Source organism: Streptomyces noursei ATCC 11455 (genome assembly GCF_001704275.1).
GTDB lineage: Bacteria > Actinomycetota > Actinomycetes > Streptomycetales > Streptomycetaceae > Streptomyces > Streptomyces noursei.
In genome coordinates, this window is the sequence record NZ_CP011533.1 from 715,005 (window position 1) to 738,970 (window position 23,966).

Sequence of the window (23,966 nt, forward strand, 5' to 3'; positions counted from 1 at the left end):
CCGTGGCTGGGCGGCAACGGCTGCGGACTGCCGACGCCCCCTCGCTCGAACCGCCGGCGCGCATGCGGCCGTTGGTGGACCGCTACCGCGACGCCGCGACCGCCGCGGGGCACACGCCGCGGATCGCCATCACCCTGCCGCTGGCCGTCGCCGACACCGACACGGAGGCGGAGCACCTGGCCGACCGGCACATCGCGCGCCATCTGGAGGTGTGGCGGGAGGCCGTGGAGTCCTGGAACGAGCACGAGTCCGACGAGTACCCCGACTTCGGCCGAAAACTGGCGGGAATCGGACCCGAGCACATCCGGGACGGCAACGCAGCGATCGTCGGCTCCCCCGCCACCGTCGCCACGCGCATCCTCCGTCTGGTGCGCGACTTCGGCGGAGTGGACCAGATCCTGTGGCAGGTCGACATCGGCGCGATGCCGCCGGCGCAGGCGCACCGCTCGATCGAGCTGTTCCGCGACGCGGTGGTGCCCCTGCGGGGAGAAGGCCGCGGCCTCCCGCGCCGGGGTCCCCTTCCAGGCCGCCGCCGGCTGACCGAACGGTGCCGCATCCCCACAGGCTCCCGGTCCTGACGGGACCGGAGGAGTCAGAGCCCACCAGAAAGTCCTTTCAAGGAGGCGAAGACCGATGTCCCCCGCTGCTGTCCTCAGCCTGGACCTCGAAGGGGTCGAGGCCGCGGACTTCGAGGTCGTCGAGGCCAACGAGTACTCCTCGGCCTTGATGCCCGCCATCGGACCCCTGCCCGGCGGCACCGACGGCCGACTCCGGGTGCGCAGGGACGACAACGGGCCCGGCAACTACCGCTGATACCGATGCCCCGGTCGCCGCACCCGACAGGCGACCGAGGTGGTGGGGCGCCCGCGCCGAGCGGCGGGGCACGGTCACCACCGACGGGCACGGACGAATCGACCCACTTTCCCGAAACGACGTCGAGGCCATGGAAGAAAAACGTCGAACACGACGAGCCATGACTGTCCAGACCACCAACGCGGTGCGCCCGCGGCTGCGCGGCGACGTGTACTTCACCGCGATGCCCGACGGCGCCTTCGTCCGCAGCACCCGGGGCAGCGTGTTCCTCAAGGGCGCCTCGGTCCACCGGCTGCTGACCGCGCTCGCCCCGGCCCTGACCGGCGCCGCGACGCTGACGGAGCTGCTGGCCGCCGTGCCCACGCCCCAGCGCCCCTCGGTACGGAAGCTGGTCGGCACGCTGCTGGAGCGCGGATTCGTCCGCGACACCGGCTCCGACCTGCCGCACTCCCTCGATGACGACGCGGCGGAACGGTACGCCGGGCCGGTCCAGTTCATCGACTCCTTCACCGACTCGGCCGCGCGCCGCTTCCAGGACTTCCGCGCCGCCCGCCTGGTCTGCGTCTGTGGCCCCGATGCGGCCCGCGGCTTCCTGAGCGCGCTGACCGACTGCGGCGCCACCCGCCTGACCCTCGTCCTCCCCGACCCCGACAGCATGCTGACGGTCCATCGATTCGCCGCCACGCTGCCGGAGGTGCCGGCCGAGCTGGCGTTCGTGCCGGCGCCCAGCACCACCGACGGGGCGGACGCGACGGACTGGGAGACGCTGCTGCGCACGGCCGACGCCGTGCTGCACCTCGCCGACCGACCCGGGGCCGGCAGCCGTGAGGCCGTGGCCCGGCTCTGCGCCCGACTCGGCAGGCCGCTGGTCCAGGGCCTGGCGACCGCGGACGCGGTGTGGATCTGGCCGGTCCGCACGCCCGCCGCCCCCGACGGCGACGGGGACGGGGACGCGCCGTGGCGGCGACTGCTGGCCACCCGCACGGCGGCCGAGCGCCGGACACTGCGCGCCGGCCCCTGCTCCGACGGGCTCCACCGCGGCCCGGTGGCGGAGTTGGCCGCGATCCAGCTCACGTTCCGGGCGTACTGCCATCTGACCGGGGTGACCACGCCGGAACTGGCCGCGATGGCCCGGCTGGACACCACGACGCTGGAGGTCGACCACCACCCCGTCCTCGGTCCGGCACCCGCCTCTTCCGACGCCGGACCGCGGAAGCCCGGAGCCGAGCAGGACCCCGCCCGCCGGGTCCGCCTCCTCCGTGCCGCCGATCCCGTACCGGACCCGCTGTTCCTGGAGCGACTCGCGGTGGCCTGCGACCGCCACGTGGGCCCGATCCCGGACGTGCGGGAGCGCGACCACCCCCAGTCGCCACTGTTCGTCACCGAGGCCAAGGTCGCCGACCCGGGCCTGCGCACCGAGCCGCGGGCCGTCCTGGGCGCGGCGCACACCGCCCACGATGCCCGTGCGGACGCGCTGCGGCGCGCCGCCGCCACCGCCCTGGAGCTGGCCCGGCAGGCGGCCCCGCGGCCCGCGCCGGAACCGGGCTGGGACCTCGCCGCCGAGCGGGCACGCCCGGTACCGGCCCCCGGGAACGGCCGCTACGCGCACGGGGTGGCCGCCGAGGCCGACCTGGACCGTTCGGCGCTGGCCTGCACACTGGCCGCGCTGGCCCGGCTCGTGCCCGTGCAGGCCGCCGGGGACGCTGCCCCCGTGCCGCCGGCCGAACTGACCGCCGCGGACCGCCAGTGTGTGGAGCTGCTGACGACCGCCGATGCGCACTGGTCGGTCCACCGGGTCGCCTCGCCCGCCGCGGCACTGCCGGCGTTCGCGTTCCTGCTCGACGGTGCGACGGTCGCCGTCCAGGTCCACCCCGACGCCGCGACCGCGCTGTCCGCCGGTCTGCTCGACACCTTGCTCGCCTGGCAATTGGCCCGCCACCGGCGGGAGTCCGGCGACCCGGACCCCACCGGGGGCACGACCCCCGAAGCCGTACCGTCGGTGCAGCCCCGATTGGCCGCGACCGACGGAGCCGACCAGCTGGCCACGACGCTGGAGCAGCTGCGCGCCGCCGGCCTGTGCGCGGTGCTCCAGGTGCTGGACGACGACCCGGCCCTGGCCGAACTGGTCCGCTTCGGCGTCCGGGTGGTGATCGACGACGCCTGAGCGGGTCATCGGACCCACCTCGCCGACGCCGGTGGCCCGCTCCGGGAGGATCCGCCCGGCAGGTCCTCCCGCTGCCCTCGTTTGCCCTCACCCCCCGTGCTCGGCGCACAGGCACGCGACGCCGGTGTCGATCCACTCCTGGCCGACCCACTCGGGGTGCCGCTCGATCAACGCCGCGCGCACCTCCTCGACCATCGTCTCCCGGCCCACCGCCGAGTCCCGGCGGGCCCAGGTCTCGTCGCGCAGTTCCCGCAGGTAGTCGAGTACACCCTCGACCCTCTGCGTTCCGCCGACGTCGCCGTGGCCCGGAACCACGATCCGCGGTGCGGCCGCCACCAGCCGGGCCAGGACCTCGATCCAGCGCAGTCCGCTCACGTCGGTGTCGTGCGGCGGGAACCACGGGAAGACCGCGAACCGCCCGGTCTCGACGAGGTCACCGGTGAACAGCACCTCGGCGTCGGGCACCGTGATCACCTGGTCGCCCCTGCTGTGCGCGCGGCCGACGGCCCGTAGACGCACCACCCGCCCGCCCAGGTCGAGGTCGTGGGACTCCTCGTAGACGACGTCCGGCGTGGGCACCCGTACGCCTTCCAGACGCCGGGCGACGGTCGGGCCGAGCCCCCGGAACATCGCGAGGTATCCGTCCCCCTTGTCGGCCAGGTCCTCGGCCTGCGCCCGGTTCACCAGGAACGTCGCCTCGCCGGCGAAGACCTGCGCCCCGAAGGCGTGCTCGGGGTGGAAGTGCGTGGTGGTCAGGTACAGCTTGCGCCCCTTGGCGTAGTCGCGGGCGAAGGCCAGCACGCTCTCGGCGTTCTCCGGCCCCAGGCCGGTGTCGACCACCAGGACCGCGTGCTTCCCGCCGATGACGCCGATGTTCGGGACCAACTCCGTGTGCCGGTTGGGCACGACCACCACGTCAGACGCGATCTCCTGGGCACCGGAGGTCCGCACCACGGGGTCGGGCAACTGATGGTCGGTCATGACACACACTCCTTGCCTTGCCGGACCGGTGGGAATGCCGAACCGATCCGCGCCTGCTCTCACTTACCCCTCACTGCACCTCCGGGCCCGGCCCGGCGTCCAATACTTGTCGAGCCCACCCGATACCGCTCGGGTATCGTGCCTGGTGATGGACCTCCGCCTCCTGCGCTACTTCATGGCCGTCTCCGAGGAGCGCCACTTCGGCCGGGCCGCCGCCCGGTTGCACATGACCCAGCCCCCGCTGACCCGTGCCATCAAGCGGTTGGAAGCGGACCTGGGTACCGCCCTGCTGCACCGCTCGGCCGCCGGCGTGACGTTGACCGCCGCCGGGAACGCCCTGTACGACGAAGCCCGCACCCTGCTGGCGCAGGCCGATCGTGCCCGGGCCCGCGTCGCCGCCGCGGCCGGCGTCGTGAGCCTGACCATCGGCACCCTCGGCGACAGCGTGGAACGCGCCGGCGCCGGCACACCGCTCGCGGCCGCCTTCCGTCAGCGCCATCCCGGTGTCAACGTCCGTCTCCACGAGGCCGATTTCACCGATCCGACCACGGGACTGCGCTCCGGCCTGGTCGATGTCGCCGTGACCCGGGCGCCGTTCGACGACACCGGGTTCAGCTCCCGGGTGATCCGCTCCGACCCCGTCGGGGTGGTGCTCCGCACCGACGACCCGCTCGCCGCGCGCGAGTTGCTGCGCCTGGCCGACCTCGACGACCGGACGTGGTTCCGCTTTCCGGACGGCACCGACACCGTCTGGCGCGCCTATTGGAACGGCACCGGACCCGGCGCGCCGCTGCGCGAGGGTCCGGTGGTGCGTACCGTCCACGAATGCATCCGTGCCGTGCAGTGGAACGGCACGGTCGGACTGGTGCCGCTCGGCCATGTGTGGGCACCGCACGGCCAGGAGTCCCCCGACGGCCTCACCGTGGTCCCGCTGGCCGACATGCCACCGAGCCGCCTGATCGTCGCCTGGCGCACCGGCGACCCCAACCCCTTGGTCCGTTCCTTCGTCGAACTGGCCGTTCCGGGCAACCGCCGTCACCGCACGGCGAGATGACCACGGCCCGCGGCCCTCGCCCGGACCGGGCCCGGCTCACCGCCGTCGTGCGGCGAGCCGGGCCGGACGGCTCGGTCAGCGGACGACCTTGACGCCGAAGTGCGTGCCGAAACCCAGCGCGAAGCCGATGGCGCCGTGCATGTGGGCGTACATCTCCATGCCGCGGGCGGCGACGATGTCGCCCAGGTCGAGGATGTCCGTCCAGCCGTAGGACGTCAGCAGGTCGGTGACGGTCTGCTTGGCGTCGGCGTCCTGGCCGGCGACGAACATGGTGTGATCGCCGCCGCCGATGGACCTGGGGTCGACGACCGTGGCCTGCTCCTGGGTCACGAACGCCTTGACGACCTTGGTGTCGGGCAGGGCCCGCTGGATCTGCTCGCCGAGGCTGTCGCTGTCGCACACACCGAGGATCGGGTTGACGCCCCACGGGGTGGGCCAGGGCCGCTCGATGTCGGGGTTGTAGAGGTAGGGCACGGCGTAGTCGACGAGGGTCTTGCCCGCCAGGTCGCCCGCGACGGCGGTCAGGGCCCGGACGGCGTTGTGCCCGTCGATGCCGTTGATCACCAGCTCGGCCCCGGCCGCGGCGTCGCCGAAGGTGGCCAACGGGATGCCCGGGCGGTCGGCCAGCCACTGACCGTAGGGCGGGTTCTGCATCATGTCGGGCCCGGTGCGGGCGAGGGTGGCCTCGGGGTCGCGGGTGCCGACGATGACGTCATGACCGAGTTCGGCGAGCTTGGCGATGTGGCAGCGGGCGCCGCCGCCGGTGCCGAGAACTGCGATCTTCATGGGGTAACTCCTTTTGCGCTGAGGGGTGTTCGCTGAATGCGTCGGGGTGTTCGGCGTTCGGTGCTCAGCTGCGGGCGCTGAAGCAGAACGGCTGACCGGAGGGGTCGAGCAGCACGGTCCAGTACGCGCCGCCGGGCTGGTGGTCCGGCTTGGTGGCGCCCAGCTCGATGAGGCGCCGCTCCGCCGCCTCGACGTCGTCGAAGGCCAGGTCGAGGTGGAAGGGCAGCCCGTCCGGCTCAGACGGGCGGGGTGCGGGACAGTGCGCCCGGATCCGCGTCACCGCGGATGGCACCTTCCACCTTTCAAGTAGTACATCAGTACCGTAACCCACTCGCCGCAAGTGCGCAATGCGGACATAGGGCACCTAGCGTGCGGCAACCATCACACCCCACCGCACCTCAGGGGCCTGTACAGTACGAACGTACTGTTCGATGCATCGCGTCACCTCTCGCCCCCATCCCGTCCCCACCCCACCCCACCCCACCTCATCCCGGAGGAGAAGCTTGAGCACCGCCCGCCGCCGCATCACCCCCGCCGAGCGCCGCGCCCGACTGGTCCGGCGCCATCTGCTCGCCCCCTCTCTCCGCGCCAAGACGCCCGAGGAGGTCGCCGACGCCCTCGTCGCCCTGCACGCCACCGACCCGGCCACGGTCTACCTCTCCTTCGCCGCCCGCTGCGCCGAGCCCGAAGTCGCCGCACTGGAGCGGGCGTTGTACCAGGAACGGACCCTGGCCCGGATTCGATGCATGCGCCGCACGGTCTTCGTCCTCCCCCACGGCCTGGCCCCCGTCGCATACGCCGCAACCGCCCGCCCACTGGCCGCCAAGCAACGCACCCAGACCGCCCACCAGCTGCATGCGGCGTGCGGCTGGGACGAGCGCCGCTACGCCGCCGTGGAGGCCGCCACCCTCGCGGCCCTGGCGCGGCGCGGCGCGGCCGGCGCCGCCGAACTCGCCGCCGAAGTACCGGAGTTGCGCGAGCAGATCGTCACCTTCCCTGGAAAGCCCTACGAATCGCGTCAGCGGCTCTCCGCTCCGGTGCTGGGCGTACTGGCCGCCGAGGGGCGGATCCGCCGGGCCCGGCCGCTGGGCTCATGGACCTCCGCCCAGTTCCGCTGGGCCCCGGCCGACCCGCTGCCGCACCTGCCCGCCGGGGACGCCAAGACCGAGCTGGCCCGCCGCTACGTGGCCACCTTCGGCCCCGTCACCGTCGAGGACCTCAAGTGGTGGACCGGCTGGAACCTGACCGACACCCGCAGGGCACTGGCCGCCACCGGCGCCGAACAGGTCGCCCTCGACGAAGGGACCGGCTACCTCCTGCCCGAGGACGTCGACGACCGGGGCTCCGCGACCGACGTCGAGCCGGCCGCGGCGCTGCTGCCCGGCCTGGACCCCACTGCCATGGGCTGGCGCCACCGCGACTGGCACCTGGACCCCGCGCACAAGAAGGCGCTTTTCGACCGCAACGGCAACATCGGTCCCACGGTGTGGTGGGAAGGCCGCATCATCGGCGCGTGGGCCCAGCGTCGCGACGGCTGCCTGGCCTGGGAGCCGCTCGCCGCCCGCCCCGACCGCACCGCACGCGCCGCCGTCGAGGCCGAGATCGCCCGCCTGACCGCGTTCCTCGGTACCACCCGCGTCACGCCGTGCTACCGCACCCCGCTGGAACGCCGCCTCGCCGGTTAGCGTCGGCGGCTCGGAGGGAGCACCCAGGGAGCACCCAGGGAGCACCCAGGGAGCGCGGAGGAACGCGGACGGAATACGCAGGCGCCGCAGATTCGCTGCGGGGGCGATTCGGACGACGGGAGGTCACCCGGGTACGGTACGTCCGTACCACATCAGCAGCTCGGCACACCTGGGAGTCAGACAGCATGGCGGCCAACCAGCCCGCCCGGCGCCGCCGGGACCCGCAGCGACGGATCGCCGAGATCGTCGAGGCGACGGAGCGGGTGATCGCCGCCCGCGGCATCGAAGGACTCACCCATCGCGCCGTCGCCGAAGAGGCGGGCGTACCGCTGGGCGCGACCACGTACCACTTCGCCACCAAGGACGACCTCATCGAGGCCGCCCTGCGTCGCACCCACGAGCGCTACGCCGCCACCTTGGAAGAGTGGGCCGCCCAGCGCCCCACGCTCACCACCAACCAACTCTCCGTACTGCTCACCGACGCCCTCATGGGCTGCTTCGGCCCGAACCGCGACTACGAGGTCGTGGAGCTGGAGCTCTACGTCGCCGCGGTGCGCCGCCCCGCGCTGCGCACCATCGCCGACCAGTACACCGAGACCACCACCGGCCTGCTGCTGCGCTACGTCGACCCGGCCACCGCCCACGCCGCCACCGCCGCCATGAACGGCCTGACCCTGCGCGGCCTGGCCTCGTCCCAGCCCCCCGGCCGGGACGAGGTCGAGGCCATCCTCACCCGCGTCCTCACCCCCAACCCCGCACTGCCCGCCACCCTGCCCACCGCCGCCGAGAACCAGGCAATCGCCCAGCACGGCCAGTGACACCCGGCCGGACGGACTCCCGCGCCCGCCTGGGGCCGACACGCCAGGGCGGGCGGGGAACAGACACTGCCCCCCGCTCACCGGCCCGGGCGCCATACTTGGCACGGGGCTCAGCGCATCCGTCCCGACGTTGCTGGAGGACAGGCCCATGGGTGACGGACTCCTCGACCTGGCGATCGCCGAGGCCGGCGGCCACCGGCTGTGGAATTCCCTGCGCGGCCTGAAGGTGGACCTCTCCATCGGCGGCCCCATCTGGGCGTTGAAGGGCTGGCCGCCGGAGCGGACTTTCGACCAGACCCTCAGCCTGGACACGGCACGCGAGCACATCGCGTTCAGCCCGTTCACCCGTACCGACCGGCGGATGGTCTTCGACGCCGCCACCGACAGCGTCACCATGGAGACCCTCGACGGTGAGCCGGTGGAAACCCTCGCCCCCGCACGCGCCGGCTTCCGGGGCATGCTGCGCAACAGCCCCTGGGACGCGCTGCACCTCGGCTATTTCCTGGGCTACGCGTGCTGGAACTACTTCACCACCCCGTTCCTGTTCGCCTACCCCGGTGTCCGCGCGCACGAGCTCGAACCGTGGCACGAGGCCGGCCAGACCTGGCGGCGCCTGAAGGTGCGGTTCCCACCCGGGATCGCCACCCACAGTCCCGACCAGGTCTTCTACTTCGACGCCCTCGGCAGGCAACGCCGGATGGACTACGTCGCCGAGGTCAACGGCAGCACCCTGGTCGGCCACTACACCAGCCGCCATCGACGTTTCGGCGGTCTGCTGGTGGCCACACGCCGCCGCGTCTTCCGCCGCAACCCCGACGACACCGTCAATCTCAATCTGCCGTCGATCACCCTCGACATCCACGACGTCGCGCTGATCCACGCCGACGGCGACCCGACACCCGCACGGGACCAGGCATGACCACACCCAGCAGCGCCCTCGACCACCCCGCCCGACGGCTCGTCGTGTCGCTCCCCGCACCGTACGACGCGGCCCGCGAGCACTACGAAACCCTCGTCCCCGAGGTCGATCTCGCCCGCTTCCACCAGATGGCGTCCTGGACGGCCACACTGGAGCTGGCCGAGATCAACGCCCCGCACGGCTTCATGCGTTACTACCGCAGCGACCTCACCGCCGTCATGGCCGGATCGCCGTCCTTCTGGCAGGCCACGCAGTATCTGATGGGCAATCACACCATCGCCGAGCGCATGTTCCGCCACGACCCGGCGGTCATGTTGCACGCGCCGCTGAGGACCCTCCTCTACACCGACCCCGACGGCGACACCCGATTCGCCATCGACCAGCCCAGTCTGCTGTTCGCCAGCTACCACAACCCGCAGATCGCCGATGTCGGGCTCGAACTCGACGCCCTGGTAGCCGAGTTGATCGCACTGCTCGGCGGCGACGTACCACGACAGCTGAAAGGTGCCCGATGAGTGACACGCCGATGTTTCTGACCACCGGGGCCGGCGGCGGGGTGGGCGGGGTCAGCAGACTCGTCGCCGAGGGGCTGCTGGCACGCGGACAGCGCGTGCGGGCCACGGTGCACCGCGACGACGAGCGCGCCGAGGCGTTGCGCGCGCTCGGCGCCGAGGTACTCGTCGGCGACCTCACCGACCCCGTGCACGTCACCGCCGCACTGGACGGTGTCAGCCGCATGTTCTTCAGCATGAGCGTCTCGCCGGACTACCTGGAGGCCACCGCCGTGGTGTGCGCGGCGGCCCGGGAGCGGCCGGGTCTGGAGGTGCTGGTCAACATGTCGCAGATGACCGTGTCGCAGATGACCGCGACCAGCACGGAGGAGTCGCGGCAGCAGCGCCTGCACTGGCTGGCCGAGCACGTCATCGACTGGTCCGCGGTGCCGCGCGTGCACATCAGGCCCACCGTGTTCCTGGACAACCCGCTGTTCACCCTGCTCGCCGCCGGGCCGATCCGCGACCGCGGGGTGCTGGCGCTGCCGTTCGGTTCGGGCCGTACGTCGCCCATCGCGTCGAGCGATGTCGCCGAGGTGGTCATGGCCGTGCTGCTCGCACCGCACGACCACGTCGGTTCCGTGTACGAACTGACCGGCCCCACGACCCTGGACCTCGACGGACTCGCCGACCAGTACGCGCGCGCCCTGGGCCGGCCGATCACCGCGGAGCGCCTGCCCTACGACCAGTGGGCCGATCAACTGGCCGGCTCCCCGCTGACGCCGCACGTGCAGCAGCACATCGCGACCATGGCCAGACTGCACCGGGAGGACCGCTACAACCGCTCCACCACCGACGTGGAACGGATCACCGGCCGACCACCGCGCACCGTCGAACAGTACGTCCGTGAACGACGTGACCTGTTCGACAGTCATCGCGACGACGGGGCCTGAGATCGTCCGCTGGGGCGGGGCCGGGACAGGCCGGGCCGGATCCTCATGCGGAATCAGGAAGCACAGATTGGTCGGTGTCCACCTCAAAGCCGTCGAAGGTCATGCCTCCCCCCGACCTCAGGTCTCGTACCTCTTGCCTTGGCACGCCGCCGACGATCATTGCGGCCCGCGGTGGTGACCACGGCATACAGGACTGACAAACGCCCTGGTGGCGACACGATCCAGCCACGCGGCAACCCTTTCCGACGGCAATCCCAGGACCAAAGTCGTAAGCCCCCTGCCGGCGGATGCCGGTAGAGGGCTCATGCACCGATGGCCTGAAGCGCTCAGACCTGAGTGTCGTCGTCGGGGTCGGGGATCTTGTGTGTCGGCGTCACGCGCTGGTGAGCGTCAACGCCGAGCCATAAGGCTGCGAGGGCGACTCCGGCGCCGATCACGGTTTCGTTGACGGCCATGTCGGCCAGGGCTGGTACGGCGGTCCCCAGGAGGGACAGCACGGCGACGATGATGGAGCGAACCATCACCGGGTTGTTGCGGAGGAAATCGCGCACGTCGGCTCCATGAATGTCGACTCCATAAGTGTCGGCTCCGTGAACGGGGTGAGGGAAGGGCGCGCAGGGCTTCGGCGACTGCTGTGCCGAGCGCGGTGAGCCGGGCCAGGGGTAGGGCGCACTTCCAGCGCTCCAGCGCGCGGGGCCGGTCTGCGTGGTCGGTGAAGGTGCCGCGGACGCTGTCGGAGTTCTGGACGACGCAGCGCACGTCTTCGCGGAGGCCGACGACCTCGTCGTAGACGGCCGCCGACGGCCCCCGGACACCCACGGCACCCGGCCCCGGGGGAACACGGCAGGAGGTGTTCGGCAGAGGAAACGCCAGCGGGGCGTAGGGAGCCCGGCCAGGGTTGCCGGTGTGGGCGAACGCGACCCAGGCGCCGTGTATCCGGGCTGCGAGTCCTGGTGGGGCGGGGTCGGGGCCGAGGAGGCAGGTGTCCCCGTGCAGCCAGGGTTCGTCGGCGATGTCGAACACGAAGGGCAGTTCGACGGTGTGGGCGGCGCCGAGGCGCCCGTCCAGGGCCGTCGAGCGGTACCCGAAGGAGTAGACGTACGAGGTCCTCGACGCGATCGCCCGCGCTCTCCTGCTCGACGACCACGAGCGCGAGCACCTCGACCGGTTCGCCGGTGGCGCCCGCCGCGCGCCCCTGCTGCGCCGCCCGCGGCCCGAGAAGCCCGCCGACGCGACACACGACCTCCTCCGCGCCGTCGACGGCGTCCCGGCGACAGTGCTCGGCCGCCGTACGGACGTGCTGGCCTGGAATACCCTCGGGCATGCGCTGCTGGCCGGGCACCTGGACTTCCGGGACCCGGATGACCCGGCGCGACGCCCGAACATGAGCCGGATGCTGTTCCTTGACCCGCACTGTCAGGAGCTGTACGCGGACTGGAAGCGCAAGGCGCGCGCGGTGGTGGGCAACCTGCGTATCGCCGTCGGCAGGCACCCGGAGGACCCGCTGCTCGCGGAGCTGATCGGCGAACTGACGATGAAGAGCCCGCAGTTCGTCGCACTGTGGGGCGACCACCGTGTGGCGCCGTGCGATGCCGCGGACTACGAGCTGCACCTCCCCTCGTCGGCACGGTGACGGTGACACAGCAGACACTGTCGATCGCCCGTTCACCGGAGCAGGCGCTCAACGTGTGCACAACCCCCGCCGGCTCCTCATCCGAGGAGGCCCTCGCACTGCTCCGGCAGGCGAGCGACAGCCGGGCGCCGTACGCGCGCAGCGTCGGCGTTCCCGAGAAACCATCCCGACAGGTGTAGGCAGCCGGGCAGGCCCCCGGCGGGGGAAGTGACCCGAGACGGTAGGACAGAACGCCTCAGCCAAGCCGTGAGACAGCCGACGATCCCCAAGTCATCGGGCTGACCGGTCCGCTGGGAGGACTGTGCCGCCCAGAAGCCAGGAGCCGACTCTTTCGAGGCCGCCGGTGATCTGGTTGGTTCCGACCTGAGGAGCGACTCCGACATTGCGCTCGTAGTCGTCGTCGGCGTTGGCGGTGCCAGCCCCAAGGACGATCAGTGCTGAGGCCGCTACTGCTGTCGCGAGAACGGTCAGGTGCTTCATGAGGGACCTCCGCTGATCAAGGCGACTTTTCGGCAGGATCATTCGCCGCCCCTTCCCCCGCCACCCGAACCTCCTCCAGATGGCGGTCATCTCACTCCCGCGGTGCGCCGGTGCTACCCGGGCGACTCCGGCTCAAGGCGCCCCCTGGCCTGCTTCACGGAGTTCCTCATCGAGGTCCTGGGCCCGTGTGTTTCGACCTGTGGGCGGTTCGTCACCCGCAGTCTGCGGCAGGCAGTCGACGGCCCACTGCACGGTGACGACGCTCCGAGCTGGCACACACCTATGACATATGACCATCGCCACCGCACGTCATGCCGGACGCCGGCCGTCAGGCGCCCTGCCACCACTTCGGACTGAGGGCCATCTCCCGCATCTGCCGCATCGTCAGGGCGGGCGTCGAGCGGGTCGCCGCGCTGTGCTGGGTATCGGAGTTGAAGGCGGTGATGACCACGCGCTTGCCGTCGGCCCGCATGGTGTCCACGGTCCACATCACCACGCCGTCGACGCCCTTCTCGCCGGGGCCCTGCTGGACGGCGATGCGGGTGCCGTCGGCGAGGGACTCGTCCCCGGGGTGGAAGAGGTCTCCGGCGACGTCCCGCATGTCCGGCTGGACGTTGACCTGGACCAGGCTGCGCCCCCGACCGTCGTCGACGACGACATAGGCGTATTCGGGGTCGCCGCCGCCGCTCTTCTTGACGACCTCTACGCCCTTGGGGAGCAGATCGGACAGGGTGTCGGCAGCCGCGCCCCCGGTGGGAGCGGACGGCTGCTCCGCGCGCTTCCGGGGGCTTTCGGGGATGGCAGCGGCGATCCTGCGCCACTCCTGCGCCGTCGTCAGGTGCTTCAACTGCGCGGGGGACAGCGGAGGTTCGGCACGACTGACCGGGGCGCCCTTCTCGGCGGCGGCGTTCCACTCCCGCACGGAGACGCTCCGCCCGCCCGGTGTGACCAGGTTCGCGGTCCACAGCTTGGTGTCCTCCCGTCGGTCTGGGTACTCGTAGCCTTGGAGAACCATGAACACCGACCCGTCGGGCAGTCGGTCGGTGGCGCAGGCGTCGTACGGGACGAGCGTCCTGTCCGGGCACTGGGTCAGCTCCCGGGCCTGCCGGCCGCCGGGCTCGGCCCGGTCCACGGAGACGGAGAGGACCGCGGGCCCCTTGCCGTCGTCGTAGACGACCGACGCGTACGGCCGCGCATCCGGGTCCTGCCCCGCACCCCGACCCTCCTCGTTGCTGAACGTGCCCTTGGGAAGCAGCTGCTCCAGCGTGCGGATCACCTCCTTCTCGCCGACCGCGGGGGTCGACGGGGAGGAGGGGGCCGCGTGCCGGGCGGCGGCCACGGACGAGGGCCGCGCGGCCGACGAGCCGTCCCAGGGCACCACCAGTACACCGCCCACACCGGCGAGCGCGACGCCGGCCGCGCCCGAGACGAAGGCGGCCCGGCGCCGCATCCGCAGTCGCCGTCCGTGGGCCGCCCCGGCGGCGCCGAGCGCGGCGCGGTCGCCGTGGAAGGTCCCGCCGACCTGGTGCAGGGCGGTGGAGAGCCGCTCCTCGAAGAGATGCTCCTCGGAGGGATCGCTGTGCTGTTCAACGGGCATGACGCACCACCGTTTCCGCGAGGTCGAGAGAGTGGAAGAGCAAGGGATGAGAGGGAAGGGCAAGGAAAGAGAAGGTGGGAGTCGGAGTGGGAGTCGGAGTGGGGATGAAGGTGACTGTGGAGGTGGAAGCGGAGGTTGAGGTGACTGTGACTGCGCGCGTGGGGCGGGCGCCGGGTGTGCCGTCAGGGGTGGGCATACGCCCCGATGTCCTCGCCCAGCAGGTCCCGTAGCCGTCCGAGGGCGCGTACGCACCGCGTGCGTACGGCGGCCTGACTGGCGTTGAGCACATCGGCGGTCTCCGCAATGGACCGGTCCTCCCAGTAGCGCAGGACGACCACCGCCCGGTCCTTCGCGGGCAACCGGCCGAGCGCGTCCAGCAGCGTGAGCCGCAGGACTGCGTCCCCGCCCGCCGCGTCGGCCCGGTCGGGCAACACGTCCATGGTTCGCTCGGTGCTGCTGCGCCGCCGATGGTGGGCGAGAAACGCCCGGGTCAGCACGGTCTGTGCGTACGCGGCGGGATTCTCGGCCCGACTGACCCGCCCCCAGTGGACGTACACCCGACCCAGCGTCTCCTGCACCAGGTCCTCCGCAAGATGCGTGTCGCCCGCCGTGAGCAGACATGCGGCCCGGTACAGGTGTCCGGCCCGCGCCACCGCGAACTCCGCGCACGCCTCCGCGCGGCCCTGCCTCATCTGCTCCCCTTGCCCCGGTGTCCCGGTATACGTGCGTGTGTCCTGCTGTCCTCACTACTTCGATGCGGCGGGAGGGGAAAATGTTTCACGGGGTTTCCATCGAATTGCGACACTCGGTCGCCGCAGGTCGCCGCAGGCCATCGCAGGCCATGGCAGGTCATCGGAGGATGACTTGGACTCCGTGCTCTTCGAGGATTTCCAGGAGCAGGTCGAACAGGGTCGTTGTCTCGCCCTCGCCGGTGGGGACGGGCTCCGCCAGTCGTGCCCTGGCCTCGGCCGCGTGCTGCCAGTCCACCGTGAACGGGGGTGCGGCGCCCCAGCCGCCCCGCAGGCAGTCGTCGAGGGCAGACAGGTTCCAACCGAAGTACCCACCAGGCCCGTTGACGGCCTCACCGAGCGCGCAGCAGAAGCTGTCCTCGTCGACGACCTGGCGGCCTTCCAGGGTGAATGTCCGGCCGGCGGGCGCGTCCGGCTCGCCCCGATGCCGATACACCCGCGACCACAACGCGACGGACAGCCAGGCATGCCTGTCTTCGGGGACGAGCGTGTGCCACATTCCCTTGCGATTCAGGCGACCCGTGCGGAGCAGGTCCCAGAGGGAGTCGATCCCACCGATGTCGGTACCGAGGTGCGCAGCCGGCGGCGCCGGCCACGCACCGCAGACGCGTCGGTGGCGGCTGCGGTGCGTGCGCGGAGAGTTGGTGGTGCGCGACAGAGTGTTGACTTCCGTCGGTCCGGCAGCGTGTGCGGCGTGTCGCCTCAACCTGACGGCCATCAGATGCGTCTTACTGGCAGCAGTATTCCGCAGCCCGTACTGCATACTCCGTACCCCATACTCCGAAGTCCGTACTCCGTAGTCCGTAGTCCGCACGACAGAAGGCCCGGCCGTACATGTCCTCGCAGGCTCGTCGCCGTTCCCGTGGCACCCTCTACCTCGCGCTGTGCGGGCTCGTCCTCGCCTGCCTTGGATTCGGCGCCGTACTGTGGGCGCAGGACCACACCATGTGGTTCAAGCGCCTGAGGGGCGGGAATGCCTGGTCCCTGACCTACCAGGGGGACGCCGTCGGCGGCCAGGGCAGCGCCCTCACCATCCGCTATCGGTTCAATCCGGACAGCTTCAAGCCGGCTCACCGTATCGAACAGCTCGGCCGCACGCACCTCCCGTGGAGTGTGCACGCGCTGGTCAACACCGGGGAGGTGGCCAGGGTGGAGGTGGAGCCGGAAGGGGACACGGTCGCGACGTGCCGGATCCTCCTCGACGATGTCCGCGTCGTCGCCCAGGGCAAGTCCCCCGCCCCCGGCCGCCCCGCCGTCTGCGACGTCACGACCAGCAGCACCCCGGAGAAGTGGCCTCGTTGATCGAGGCCGGGGCCGGCGATGCCTGTTGTTTCTACGCAACCCGGTCACGGACTGCACGCCCTCTCCAAATGCTCCACAAGAAGTTCGAGAGTTGATCGAGCCTCCTTGCGTTACCTTCCTCTCGTCGCCTGACCGACGCCGCTACGGCCCTCTTGCTCAGGCGCGACGTCGATGGGGGGAACCATGGACATCGCACTTCCGACCGACGACACCGGCAGCCCTGCGCGCTGCTGTGTGTTTCTCTCCGACAACAGGACCGGCGGCCCCGTATCCGGGGCGTTGGCCTTCCTCGAAGCCCAACTGACCGTCACCGACGGGGGTTCGGGCAGCGACGTGGGGATCGCTGCCGGTACCGGGAATCCGGTCCGTATCCCGTTGGGACTGCTCGGCAGTGACCACGCCGGGTACCTCTCGTGGGACCTGGCGCCACTGTGGCGGCAGGCCCTGCAACTGGCCGAGCGGCCCGACGGCTCCACCGCCGAGGTCCGGCTCGCCCATGTGTGGCTGTACCTGGGCGGTCCGCTGCAGAGCGCGGTGGACGTCCTGGCCGAGGCCGACGAACGGGCGCAGGCACTGGTCCTGCGGCTCGGCGTGGACCGGGGCGGAGTCTTCACCGGCTCCGCCACCGGCTTCCCCGCCATGCAGTCACCCTCTCTCCTGGACTGGTACCTCTCGCCGGGCTCCTTCGCCTACGTACCGGCCGAACTCATCGGTCAGGGCGGCTGCGAGACCCTGCTGCCCTCCAATGTGGCCACCCAGCAGTACCAGGTGCACCAGATCGTGACCGTCCCGCATCTCCTGGCCAACCTGGACTACGGCGCGCAGTACGCGTCCGCGGCCGGGGACCGCGTCGGCACCGACTCGACCGGTGTTCCGGTGCCGATCGCCCTGGTGATCAGCTACGACGTCACCTGGATTCCGGTGGGGCACGGGCTCGGCCAGGTGACCTACAGCCTTCCGCTGGCGCCGGGCGAACAGGTGCAGCTCGCGGTGGTGGACTGGTCGCGCACCTCGACGGACAGTCGGCTGGAGGACATCGCGCTCACCGATGACCTGGAGCACGCGCTCACCCGCGACCGGACGGTCGACGAGGTGGTCAAGGGCGCCGTCAACGAGTGGCAGCGCGGTGGGTCGGTGATGGCCGGCGTGGCCGGGGCGGCGTCGATGGGCATGTTCGGCGGGTCCGCCGCGATCGGCGGCGGCTACGCCACCACGACCGGCGACCGCAGCGTGTCGGCGGACACCGTGCAGAACCTGCACGACCAGATCCGCCAGCACTCCACCTCCGTGCGCGACATGCGCAGCACGGTCGTCGTGCAGTCCCGCCAGGCGGAGCACTCCACCGCCCAGACCAGGACCGTGCGCAACCACAATCACGCGCATGCGATGACGCTGCTCTATTACGAGGTGCTGCGGCACTTCCGGGTGCTCGTCGAGCGCGGCACGGTCCGTCCGGCCGTCCTGCTGCCCGCCGCGTCCCCGAACCTCGACGACGAACTGGTCATCGTCCGCTACCGCCGCCTCCTTCAGGCCGGGCTGCTCGACCCGCAGCTGGCCGGCGGATTCGACGCGGTGGAGAAGTACGCCGCCTGGCAGGAGCTGCAGCCCGAGGTGCCGGTTCCGCCCGACCCGGGCAGCGTCGAGTTCATCCTCTTCCAGTTCCGCTTCACCATCGGTGATCTGTCCAATTTCCAGGACCGGGTGCCCACGACGGTCGCCCTGACCCAGCGGGCGCCGGACGGCGGTCAGAGGGTCACGTACCTGGTCCGTCCGCAGCACAGTGACTGGGACCCCGACCCGACCCACCTGCAGAACCCCGGCGACTTCCAGCACACCCACGCCATGGTCGATCTCGCCGGGGTGCCCCGCTCCGACGAGCGCGTCAACTGGCGTGATCTGCGGACGATTTCGGTGACCCTCACGCCGCCCTACACCGAGGGCCGCAACGACGACGTCGCCGTGGAGCACCTGGTCGTCACGGCCGTGGACACCGCGGGCAACACCCACCTCCTGGTGGACGAGCCCAGCGGCAAACTGTTCCAGAAGCCGTCCACGACCTGGGCCCTGGCGGTCCGCCAGGCACCGGAGCCGGCGCCGGCGCCGACCCCGTTCCAACGGCTCGGCGACGAGGAGAACCTGCTCCGGATCCGGCTGCGCCGGCATCTGGTGCAGAACCGCGAGCACTACTACCGGCTGATCCGGCTCGGCGAGGACCCCAACGCCCGGTGGACGGAGCTGGCGGGCAGCAGTCTCACCGTCGGCGGCACCACACGCCCGCTGTTCCAGGCCGTCGAGAACCGCGCCGTGGAGGTACTCGGGGACGCCACGGCCTTCCCGCTCGATCCCGCCCTGTTCGACGGCTCGGGCGAGGGACGGGTACGCCTTCCGAAGGTGGATCCCGCCCGCAGTGAACAACTGATCAGCCTGCCCACCCGTGGGATCTTCGCCGAGGCCAAGCTCGGCCACTGCAACTCCGCCGAGGTCATCGACAACACCCGGTTCTGGGACTGGCAGAAGTCGCCGGATCCGGACAGCGCCCCACAGATCGCCCCGGTGTCCACGGCGAGCCGCGAGGTGGTCGTCTCCACCACGCCCTCGGGGCTGCCCGCCTCGGCGGTGACCATCGTCCAGCCGCCGCAGGCCCCGGACCCGGTGGGGATGGCGGCGGCTCTGCAACTCCTCGGCAAGGGCGACATCTTCCGCGACGAGTCGATGCAGAAGGAGGTCGCCGCGCTGCTGACCTCGCTCGCGAGCAACGCGGCCGGCCTGGCGGGCAAGAACCCCGGCACGCCCGGTACTTCCGGCACGCCCGGCACCGGCTCGACGCCAGGCGGCGGGGCGGGTACGGGCGCTCCCGGCACCGGAACGGGTACCGGCCCCGGCGCTCCGTCCGGCGGCGCGGGTACCCCGGGCGGCGGTACGCCCGGCGGTGGCACCGGAACCGGAGGCACCACGTCCCCGGGCACCGGCGGAACGCCCCCCGGTACGGGCGGCACCCCGGGTGCCCCGGGTCCCGGTACGCAACCCGGCACGGGTGACGGCGGCCCCGGCGCTCCGAAGCCGCCCGCTCCCGCGCCGCACCCCACGCCCCGGCCACCCGTGCCGATCGGCTCCGGCAACCGGTCGTTCGTCTTCAGCTTCGCCCCGGTCAGCTTCGGCCCCAGCGAGGCGGACTGGGAGCGCGGCAGGTTCGCCGTCGCGATCTTCCAGGACGGCAAGCCGGTCCTCGGCCAGGACAATGTGGTGCCGGCGGCGCCCAGCATCATCCTCAACGGCAAGGTCGCCCTGGACAAACCGCTGGACATCGTGGTCGACGGCTCCTCCACCCACTGGGTGGCCTACCCCTCGATCTACTCGTCCGCCATGGCGGGCAACCCGGCCACCGTCGGGACGGCGCCCGGCATCCTGATCACCACGCATCTCGTCGGCAAGCTGACGCTCGCCAGTCTCGATCCCGGACAGCGCAGCTACGTCTTCTCGATCCAACGGGACGTCAAGTTCACCTCGGTGACGCTGAGCGAGCAGCAGATCCGCCAGCAGGGACTGGAGCAGGTGGTGTCGGGGCAGATCAACGCCAGCTTCGACAAGGTGATCTCGTTCGGTGCCGGGCTCAGCTCGTCGGAGACGTCGTCCACCAGCACAGGGACGACCACCAACAAGACCGACACCGTGCCGGTCACCTACTTCAGCGGACTGATGTCCATCAATCCGGTCAAGAGCTGACGACCCGCGACGGGGCCGGCGGCAGGTACGCACCGCCGGCCCCGCCCGGGCGATCAGCTCGGCTTGGTGCCGGACACCACCGCGGTCGGTATCCAGGGGCCGCTCCACCACATCCGGGCTCCCGCGGCACGACGGGTGAGGCTGCGCATCCCCAGCCGCTGCAGATCAGCGCCGTACTGGCGGGTGTTGCGGATATCGGCGAGGACGAGGCGGCCGCCCGGCCGGAGCACGCGGACCGCCTCCTCGATCGCCGAGGTACGGCCGGCCCGATCGGAGATGTTGTGCAGCGCCAGGCTGCTGACCACGACGTCGAACTGATCGCATTCGAAAGGGAGTTGCGTCATGTCGGCGGTGTGCAGCTCGATCCGGTCGGCCACGCCCTCGGCCCGCGCGTTGCGCTCGGTGGCGGCCGGGTCGTTGCCAGTCTGGTCCTGGCTGCGCCACAGGTCGACGCCGTACGCCCGGCCGTCGGGGAGGCGGCGGGCGGCCGCCAGGAGCACCGCGCCCCGCCCGCAGCCCAGATCGAGGACGCGCTCGTCCCCGCGTAACGCCAGTTGGTCCAGGAGCTTCTCCCAGACCACGAACTTGCCGCGGCGGGTCGTGTACAGGTACACCCCCGCGCAGACGAGCGCGGCGCAGCCGGCGAAGAGCGCCCAGGGTGCGGGGGTCAGACCGGCCACGGCAAAGGTGACGACGCCCCAGGCCAACAGCCCGATGCCCACGGCCCCGTACAGCGTCGGTACATAGGGGGCGTCCACGCCGTACTTGCCCTGACGCCGGGCAGCGGGTCGATGTGACGTACGGTGAGTCAAGATGGCTCCTTGTTGGTGATGGGTGCCGTGGCCGTGCCGTGACTGTGCCGCGGCCGGTGGCCGGCGCCGCACTCGCCGGCCCGGTCGCGGCGGATTCCGACACTCAGAAGTCGTCCGCGGCGCATTTCCCCTACGGAGCACGGGGATTGGCCGTGGAGATCAGAACATTGTGGCCTCCTGACACTGTGTGAGTCGACCGGTGTTCAGTTCCAGACGGGTGCCGGAGAAGCGGGTGCGCAGACGGCGGTCTTGGGTGACGACGACCACCGCGCCTCGGTATGCGGCCAGCGCTCCCTCCAGTTCCTCGACCAGGGCCGGGGAGAGATGGTTGGTGGGCTCGTCCAGCAACAGCGTGGCGGCCGGCGCGAGGCGCGATCGCTCACCGCCGGACAGCGTGAGGCGTCCAGTGCGGCCGTCAGCCGGGCTCCGGCCAGGCACTGGAGCTCGGCCTCGGCTCGGTGCATCCGCGCTTCGAGATCGCGCAGATCGGCGAGTGCCACGTCCACGGCGTCCTGGACGGTCGCCCCACCGGGCACCTCCATGACGGGCGTTCAGTCGACGGTCGGCCAGTCCCAACCGAGTTGGAGGAACAGCCCCAGTCGGTCGGACACGCCGCGGATCTCACTGATGCGGCCGTCGGCGACGGTGAAGACGAATATCGCCTCGTTCTCGAAGCTGCGGCCGGTCGGTACGGGCATGCGGGGGTACGCACCGGAGCTGACACCGCTCTGGGTGATGCGGGCGACGACCCTGTCGCCCTCGGCGATCAGCTCGTCGATCCGGGCCCGGTAGGGCGCGAGTGCCGCGAGTTGGGTGGCGATCGCGGCGAAGGCGGCGCCGGGTTCGTCCGGCTCGCCATGGATGACCTTGTTGTGGTCCACCACGTCCGCCGGCCCTGCTGGACGGCCTCGTGGAGCGAGTGGTCGCGACCGTTCGACCGTCATTCGACGGGCCGGCGGGCGAGTGGCCGCAGCACCTGCGGGCCTTCGCGGCCGCCTTCCGGGACGAGCTGCTGCGGCACCCCGGCGTGATCGTGCTGATCGCCACCCGCCCCGCCCGGTCCCCCGCCGCACTCAAGGCGGTCGAGGACACCGCCGCCGCACTCGGACGCGCCGGAATCGCACCGCTCCGGGCACTGAGGATCGTCAACTCCGTGGCCACCTTCGTGATCGGCCACTGCCTCGCCGAGGCCGCCACCACACCGGGGCACCCCGAGCAGGTCACGGACGACGCGCTCGATCTCGCGACCTTCCCCACCCTCGCCGCCGCCGTCGAAGCCGGACTGGGCACCCCCGCAGACCACCAGGCGCGCTTCGACCTCGCCCTGGATGCCCTGTTGTCCGGCCTCGGCCACTGACCGCCGCCGACCGGGTCCCGGCCCGACGCCGGGGCCCCTCAAGGCCCTCCGCTGCTCGGCCTGTTGACCTGCTCGCGCGCGTACCTGGGGAGGGACGGAACGCCGCTTACCGGATCCAAGGGTTCGCGCTGGCGGCTCTGTTGGGAGACCGCTTGGCGGGCGGGGCGAGGTGAGCGGCCGCCACCGCGGTCGTGAGACGAGCGGCCCGAGCCGCGTGGAACGGCGTGGTGCTCACCTCTTCACTCCCCGCCGCACCGCCGGCGGCATGGTCCTCTGGAGCAGTGTCGTGTTCCGCCATGATCCTCGACCTTTCTGGCCGCCCCTCGGCGCCAGCCACATCCTGCAGCCCACCCCGGTACGCTGACCGGGAAATCACTTAAATTCCCCCGCACGCGCAGCCTTGGCCCGAGCTCCCGCTCCCCCCGCGTGCGCCGGCCGCGCCTATGGCCGGCCCGCGAGCTGTCCGAGCCCCGGAAACGTCGGCGCCCCCTCAGCGGACGACCTTGATGCCGAAGTGGCCGCCGAACTTCTGGCCGAGTCCGAAACCGATGGCGGAGTGCATGTGGGCGTACATCTCCATGCCGCGGGCGCAGACCAGGGGGCCGAGGTCGAGGATGTCGTTCCACCCGTAGGACTTCAGCAGGTCGATGGTCTGCTGCTTGGCATCGGCGTGCTCGCCGGCGACGAACATGGTGTGGTCGCCCCCGCCGATCGCCTGCGGGTCGACCACGGTGGACTGCTCCTGGGTGACGAATGACTTGACGACCTTGGTCTGCGGCAGGGCGCGTTGGATCTGCTCGCCGAGGCTGTCGGTGTCGCACGGGTCGAGCTTCGGCATGACGCCCCATGGGGTGGGCCAGGGATGCTCGCTCCGGTGCTGGTAGACGAAGGGCACGGCGTAGTCGATCAGGGTCTTGCGGGTCAGTTGGTCGGCGCTGGCGGTGAGCGTGGCGACGGCGTTGTGTCCGTCGATGCCGTTGATGACCAGTTCGGCCGCGGCCGCGGCCGCGCCGAAAGGCAGCAGGGTGAGGCCGGGGTGGTCGGCGAGGAACTGCTTGTAGGGCGGGTTGCCCATCATGTCCGGCTCGCTGCGGGCCAGGGTGGCCTCCGGGTCGCGGGTGCCGACGAACACGTCGTGGCCGAGTTCGGCGAGTTTGGCGGCGTGCGCGCGGCCACCGCCGCCGGTGCCGAGAACTGCGATCTTCATGGCGAACCTTCCGTTTCGATCTCGGGGGCGAAGCCGTGCTCGGACCGGTTGCGGACGCCCTTCGTCCCAGGGCTGCCGGCCGTGGAACACGTCGCCATCTTGATCACTGCTCGTTCCCGCGGTGGCCGCCGCGAGCCGTGAACGTCCTCTTTCACCCGGGCAGCCGGCGCATCGGCGTGTCCGAGCAGCGGGGACGGCGGATTCTCACGCGCCCCGCTGGTGCACCCGGCGTCGGCGGGGGTGCACGGGCATCCGGCCGTACCGGGGCGGCGCCGTCCTTCCACCGGGCCGCGCGGCACACCTCCGTCATAGGTCTTCCGTCTGTGCCTTCCCTGGCGCAGAATCCCAGCGACCTGCCGACCCACCGCCATCGACCGCCCGATCGCCGAGTCCCAGACAGCCACGGCCACACCCACAGGGCACGGTCGCAGCCATTGGAGGC

The 23,966-nt window shown here is 71.5% G+C and carries 24 protein-coding genes and 1 pseudogene; 13 read left to right on the plus strand and 12 right to left on the minus strand.

The features are described from left to right. The first annotated feature begins 2 nt into the window (after window positions 1-2). The 3 genes from SNOUR_RS03090 (at window position 3) to SNOUR_RS03100 (ending at window position 2,977) form a co-directional block, all read left to right on the plus strand. Window positions 3-578 carry an LLM class flavin-dependent oxidoreductase gene (locus SNOUR_RS03090; protein WP_159425785.1) on the plus strand — a complete coding sequence of 192 codons (576 nt, stop codon included), beginning with the start codon at window positions 3-5 and terminating at the stop codon, window positions 576-578. A gap of 55 nt (window positions 579-633) precedes the next feature. Further along, window positions 634-813: a hypothetical protein gene (locus SNOUR_RS03095; RefSeq protein WP_067343627.1), complete on the plus strand. Its 180-nt coding sequence runs from the start codon at window positions 634-636 to the stop codon at window positions 811-813. A 160-nt stretch (window positions 814-973) separates the two neighbouring features. Beyond that, window positions 974-2,977, plus strand: coding sequence for a hypothetical protein (locus SNOUR_RS03100; protein ID WP_067343629.1), 2,004 nt, complete (start codon window positions 974-976; stop codon window positions 2,975-2,977). Window positions 2,978-3,064: 87 nt separating this feature from the next. On the opposite strand, the gene SNOUR_RS03105 is transcribed toward SNOUR_RS03100, so the two are convergent. Further along, window positions 3,065-3,958 carry an MBL fold metallo-hydrolase gene (locus SNOUR_RS03105; protein WP_067343631.1) on the minus strand — a complete coding sequence of 298 codons (894 nt, stop codon included), beginning with the start codon at window positions 3,956-3,958 and terminating at the stop codon, window positions 3,065-3,067. Window positions 3,959-4,106: 148 nt separating this feature from the next. Here SNOUR_RS03105 and SNOUR_RS03110 point away from each other — a divergent pair, with 148 nt between their 5' ends. Next, window positions 4,107-5,012, plus strand: a complete 906-nt coding sequence (locus tag SNOUR_RS03110; RefSeq protein WP_067343632.1) for a LysR family transcriptional regulator — start codon at window positions 4,107-4,109, stop codon at window positions 5,010-5,012. Window positions 5,013-5,087: 75 nt separating this feature from the next. Here the strand turns inward: SNOUR_RS03110 and SNOUR_RS03115 are convergent, their stop codons facing one another. Both SNOUR_RS03115 and SNOUR_RS03120 read right to left on the minus strand, forming a co-directional pair. Beyond that, window positions 5,088-5,798: an NADPH-dependent F420 reductase gene (locus SNOUR_RS03115; protein WP_067343634.1), complete on the minus strand. Its 711-nt coding sequence runs from the start codon at window positions 5,796-5,798 to the stop codon at window positions 5,088-5,090. Window positions 5,799-5,862: 64 nt separating this feature from the next. Then, entirely contained in the window at window positions 5,863-6,078 is a 216-nt protein-coding gene (locus tag SNOUR_RS03120) for a VOC family protein (RefSeq protein WP_067343636.1), read from the minus strand. A gap of 223 nt (window positions 6,079-6,301) precedes the next feature. Here SNOUR_RS03120 and SNOUR_RS03125 point away from each other — a divergent pair, with 223 nt between their 5' ends. From SNOUR_RS03125 to SNOUR_RS03145, 5 genes are all read left to right on the plus strand, one after another. Continuing rightward, window positions 6,302-7,483, plus strand: coding sequence for a winged helix DNA-binding domain-containing protein (locus SNOUR_RS03125; protein ID WP_067343637.1), 1,182 nt, complete (start codon window positions 6,302-6,304; stop codon window positions 7,481-7,483). A 185-nt stretch (window positions 7,484-7,668) separates the two neighbouring features. Beyond that, window positions 7,669-8,301, plus strand: a complete 633-nt coding sequence (locus SNOUR_RS03130; protein ID WP_067343639.1) for a TetR/AcrR family transcriptional regulator — start codon at window positions 7,669-7,671, stop codon at window positions 8,299-8,301. 148 nt (window positions 8,302-8,449) lie between these two features. Further along, entirely contained in the window at window positions 8,450-9,220 is a 771-nt protein-coding gene (locus SNOUR_RS03135; protein ID WP_067343641.1) for a hypothetical protein, read from the plus strand. Beyond that, window positions 9,217-9,735: a DUF302 domain-containing protein gene (locus SNOUR_RS03140; RefSeq protein ID WP_067343642.1), complete on the plus strand. Its 519-nt coding sequence runs from the start codon at window positions 9,217-9,219 to the stop codon at window positions 9,733-9,735. Before SNOUR_RS03135 ends, SNOUR_RS03140 begins: the two co-directional genes overlap by 4 nt. Further along, window positions 9,732-10,664, plus strand: coding sequence for an NAD(P)H-binding protein (locus SNOUR_RS03145; protein ID WP_067343644.1), 933 nt, complete (start codon window positions 9,732-9,734; stop codon window positions 10,662-10,664). Before SNOUR_RS03140 ends, SNOUR_RS03145 begins: the two co-directional genes overlap by 4 nt. Window positions 10,665-10,990: 326 nt before the next feature. On the opposite strand, the gene SNOUR_RS46945 is transcribed toward SNOUR_RS03145, so the two are convergent. After that, complete coding sequence (locus SNOUR_RS46945) at window positions 10,991-11,215, minus strand: hypothetical protein (protein ID WP_067343645.1); 225 nt, start codon at window positions 11,213-11,215, stop codon at window positions 10,991-10,993. 725 nt (window positions 11,216-11,940) lie between these two features. Between SNOUR_RS46945 and SNOUR_RS47915 the strand changes: the two genes are divergently transcribed. Next, a complete protein-coding gene (locus tag SNOUR_RS47915; RefSeq protein ID WP_312631761.1) occupies window positions 11,941-12,297 on the plus strand; it encodes an MmyB family transcriptional regulator in 357 nt (118 codons plus the stop codon). A 270-nt stretch (window positions 12,298-12,567) separates the two neighbouring features. Here SNOUR_RS47915 and SNOUR_RS45975 read toward each other — a convergent pair whose 3' ends face one another. From SNOUR_RS45975 to SNOUR_RS47920, 4 genes are all read right to left on the minus strand, one after another. Further along, on the minus strand, window positions 12,568-12,777 hold the full coding sequence (locus tag SNOUR_RS45975) for a hypothetical protein (RefSeq protein ID WP_159425786.1): 210 nt from the start codon (window positions 12,775-12,777) through the stop codon (window positions 12,568-12,570). 328 nt (window positions 12,778-13,105) lie between these two features. Beyond that, window positions 13,106-14,374, minus strand: coding sequence for a hypothetical protein (locus tag SNOUR_RS03160; RefSeq protein WP_067343647.1), 1,269 nt, complete (start codon window positions 14,372-14,374; stop codon window positions 13,106-13,108). Window positions 14,375-14,556: 182 nt separating this feature from the next. Then, window positions 14,557-15,066, minus strand: a complete 510-nt coding sequence (locus SNOUR_RS03165; protein WP_067343649.1) for a SigE family RNA polymerase sigma factor — start codon at window positions 15,064-15,066, stop codon at window positions 14,557-14,559. A 157-nt stretch (window positions 15,067-15,223) separates the two neighbouring features. After that, window positions 15,224-15,622: a barstar family protein gene (locus SNOUR_RS47920; RefSeq protein WP_067343650.1), complete on the minus strand. Its 399-nt coding sequence runs from the start codon at window positions 15,620-15,622 to the stop codon at window positions 15,224-15,226. A 335-nt stretch (window positions 15,623-15,957) separates the two neighbouring features. On the opposite strand from SNOUR_RS47920, the gene SNOUR_RS03175 reads away from it, so the two are divergent. Further along, a complete protein-coding gene (locus tag SNOUR_RS03175) occupies window positions 15,958-16,425 on the plus strand; it encodes a hypothetical protein (RefSeq protein WP_067343652.1) in 468 nt (155 codons plus the stop codon). A 183-nt stretch (window positions 16,426-16,608) separates the two neighbouring features. Continuing rightward, entirely contained in the window at window positions 16,609-20,148 is a 3,540-nt protein-coding gene (locus SNOUR_RS03180) for a hypothetical protein (protein WP_067343655.1), read from the plus strand. Between the two features lie 53 nt (window positions 20,149-20,201). Here SNOUR_RS03180 and SNOUR_RS03185 read toward each other — a convergent pair whose 3' ends face one another. From SNOUR_RS03185 to SNOUR_RS03195, 3 genes and pseudogenes are all read right to left on the minus strand, one after another. After that, a complete protein-coding gene (locus tag SNOUR_RS03185) occupies window positions 20,202-20,960 on the minus strand; it encodes a class I SAM-dependent methyltransferase (protein WP_067343656.1) in 759 nt (252 codons plus the stop codon). A gap of 159 nt (window positions 20,961-21,119) precedes the next feature. Beyond that, window positions 21,120-21,386: pseudogene (locus tag SNOUR_RS03190) on the minus strand (tylosin resistance protein TlrC); the annotation flags it as partial. A 125-nt stretch (window positions 21,387-21,511) separates the two neighbouring features. Then, a complete protein-coding gene (locus tag SNOUR_RS03195) occupies window positions 21,512-21,844 on the minus strand; it encodes an ester cyclase (RefSeq protein ID WP_312631763.1) in 333 nt (110 codons plus the stop codon). 26 nt (window positions 21,845-21,870) lie between these two features. Here SNOUR_RS03195 and SNOUR_RS03200 point away from each other — a divergent pair, with 26 nt between their 5' ends. Beyond that, a complete protein-coding gene (locus SNOUR_RS03200; RefSeq protein ID WP_312631764.1) occupies window positions 21,871-22,317 on the plus strand; it encodes a TetR/AcrR family transcriptional regulator C-terminal domain-containing protein in 447 nt (148 codons plus the stop codon). A gap of 490 nt (window positions 22,318-22,807) precedes the next feature. On the opposite strand, the gene SNOUR_RS03205 is transcribed toward SNOUR_RS03200, so the two are convergent. Then, window positions 22,808-23,524, minus strand: a complete 717-nt coding sequence (locus SNOUR_RS03205; RefSeq protein WP_067343661.1) for an NADPH-dependent F420 reductase — start codon at window positions 23,522-23,524, stop codon at window positions 22,808-22,810. Window positions 23,525-23,966: the final 442 nt, after the last annotated feature.

Bases quoted from the DNA above. Each gene is read 5' to 3' on its own strand.
- SNOUR_RS03175 (WP_067343652.1), top strand. From the start codon at position 15,958: ATGTCCTCGCAGGCTCGTCGCCGTTCCCGTGGCACCCTCTACCTCGCG.
- SNOUR_RS03105 (WP_067343631.1), bottom strand. From the start codon at position 3,958: ATGACCGACCATCAGTTGCCCGACCCCGTGGTGCGGACCTCCGGTGCC.
- SNOUR_RS03095 (WP_067343627.1), top strand. From the start codon at position 634: ATGTCCCCCGCTGCTGTCCTCAGCCTGGACCTCGAAGGGGTCGAGGCC.
- SNOUR_RS03140 (WP_067343642.1), top strand. From the start codon at position 9,217: ATGACCACACCCAGCAGCGCCCTCGACCACCCCGCCCGACGGCTCGTC.
- SNOUR_RS03135 (WP_067343641.1), top strand. From the start codon at position 8,450: ATGGGTGACGGACTCCTCGACCTGGCGATCGCCGAGGCCGGCGGCCAC.
- SNOUR_RS45975 (WP_159425786.1), bottom strand. From the start codon at position 12,777: ATGAAGCACCTGACCGTTCTCGCGACAGCAGTAGCGGCCTCAGCACTG.
- SNOUR_RS03130 (WP_067343639.1), top strand. From the start codon at position 7,669: ATGGCGGCCAACCAGCCCGCCCGGCGCCGCCGGGACCCGCAGCGACGG.
- SNOUR_RS03110 (WP_067343632.1), top strand. From the start codon at position 4,107: ATGGACCTCCGCCTCCTGCGCTACTTCATGGCCGTCTCCGAGGAGCGC.
- SNOUR_RS03115 (WP_067343634.1), bottom strand. From the start codon at position 5,798: ATGAAGATCGCAGTTCTCGGCACCGGCGGCGGCGCCCGCTGCCACATC.
- SNOUR_RS03180 (WP_067343655.1), top strand. From the start codon at position 16,609: ATGGACATCGCACTTCCGACCGACGACACCGGCAGCCCTGCGCGCTGC.
- SNOUR_RS03145 (WP_067343644.1), top strand. From the start codon at position 9,732: ATGAGTGACACGCCGATGTTTCTGACCACCGGGGCCGGCGGCGGGGTG.
- SNOUR_RS03205 (WP_067343661.1), bottom strand. From the start codon at position 23,524: ATGAAGATCGCAGTTCTCGGCACCGGCGGCGGTGGCCGCGCGCACGCC.
- SNOUR_RS47920 (WP_067343650.1), bottom strand. From the start codon at position 15,622: ATGTGGCACACGCTCGTCCCCGAAGACAGGCATGCCTGGCTGTCCGTC.
- SNOUR_RS03160 (WP_067343647.1), bottom strand. From the start codon at position 14,374: ATGCCCGTTGAACAGCACAGCGATCCCTCCGAGGAGCATCTCTTCGAG.
- SNOUR_RS03165 (WP_067343649.1), bottom strand. From the start codon at position 15,066: ATGAGGCAGGGCCGCGCGGAGGCGTGCGCGGAGTTCGCGGTGGCGCGG.
- SNOUR_RS03100 (WP_067343629.1), top strand. From the start codon at position 974: ATGACTGTCCAGACCACCAACGCGGTGCGCCCGCGGCTGCGCGGCGAC.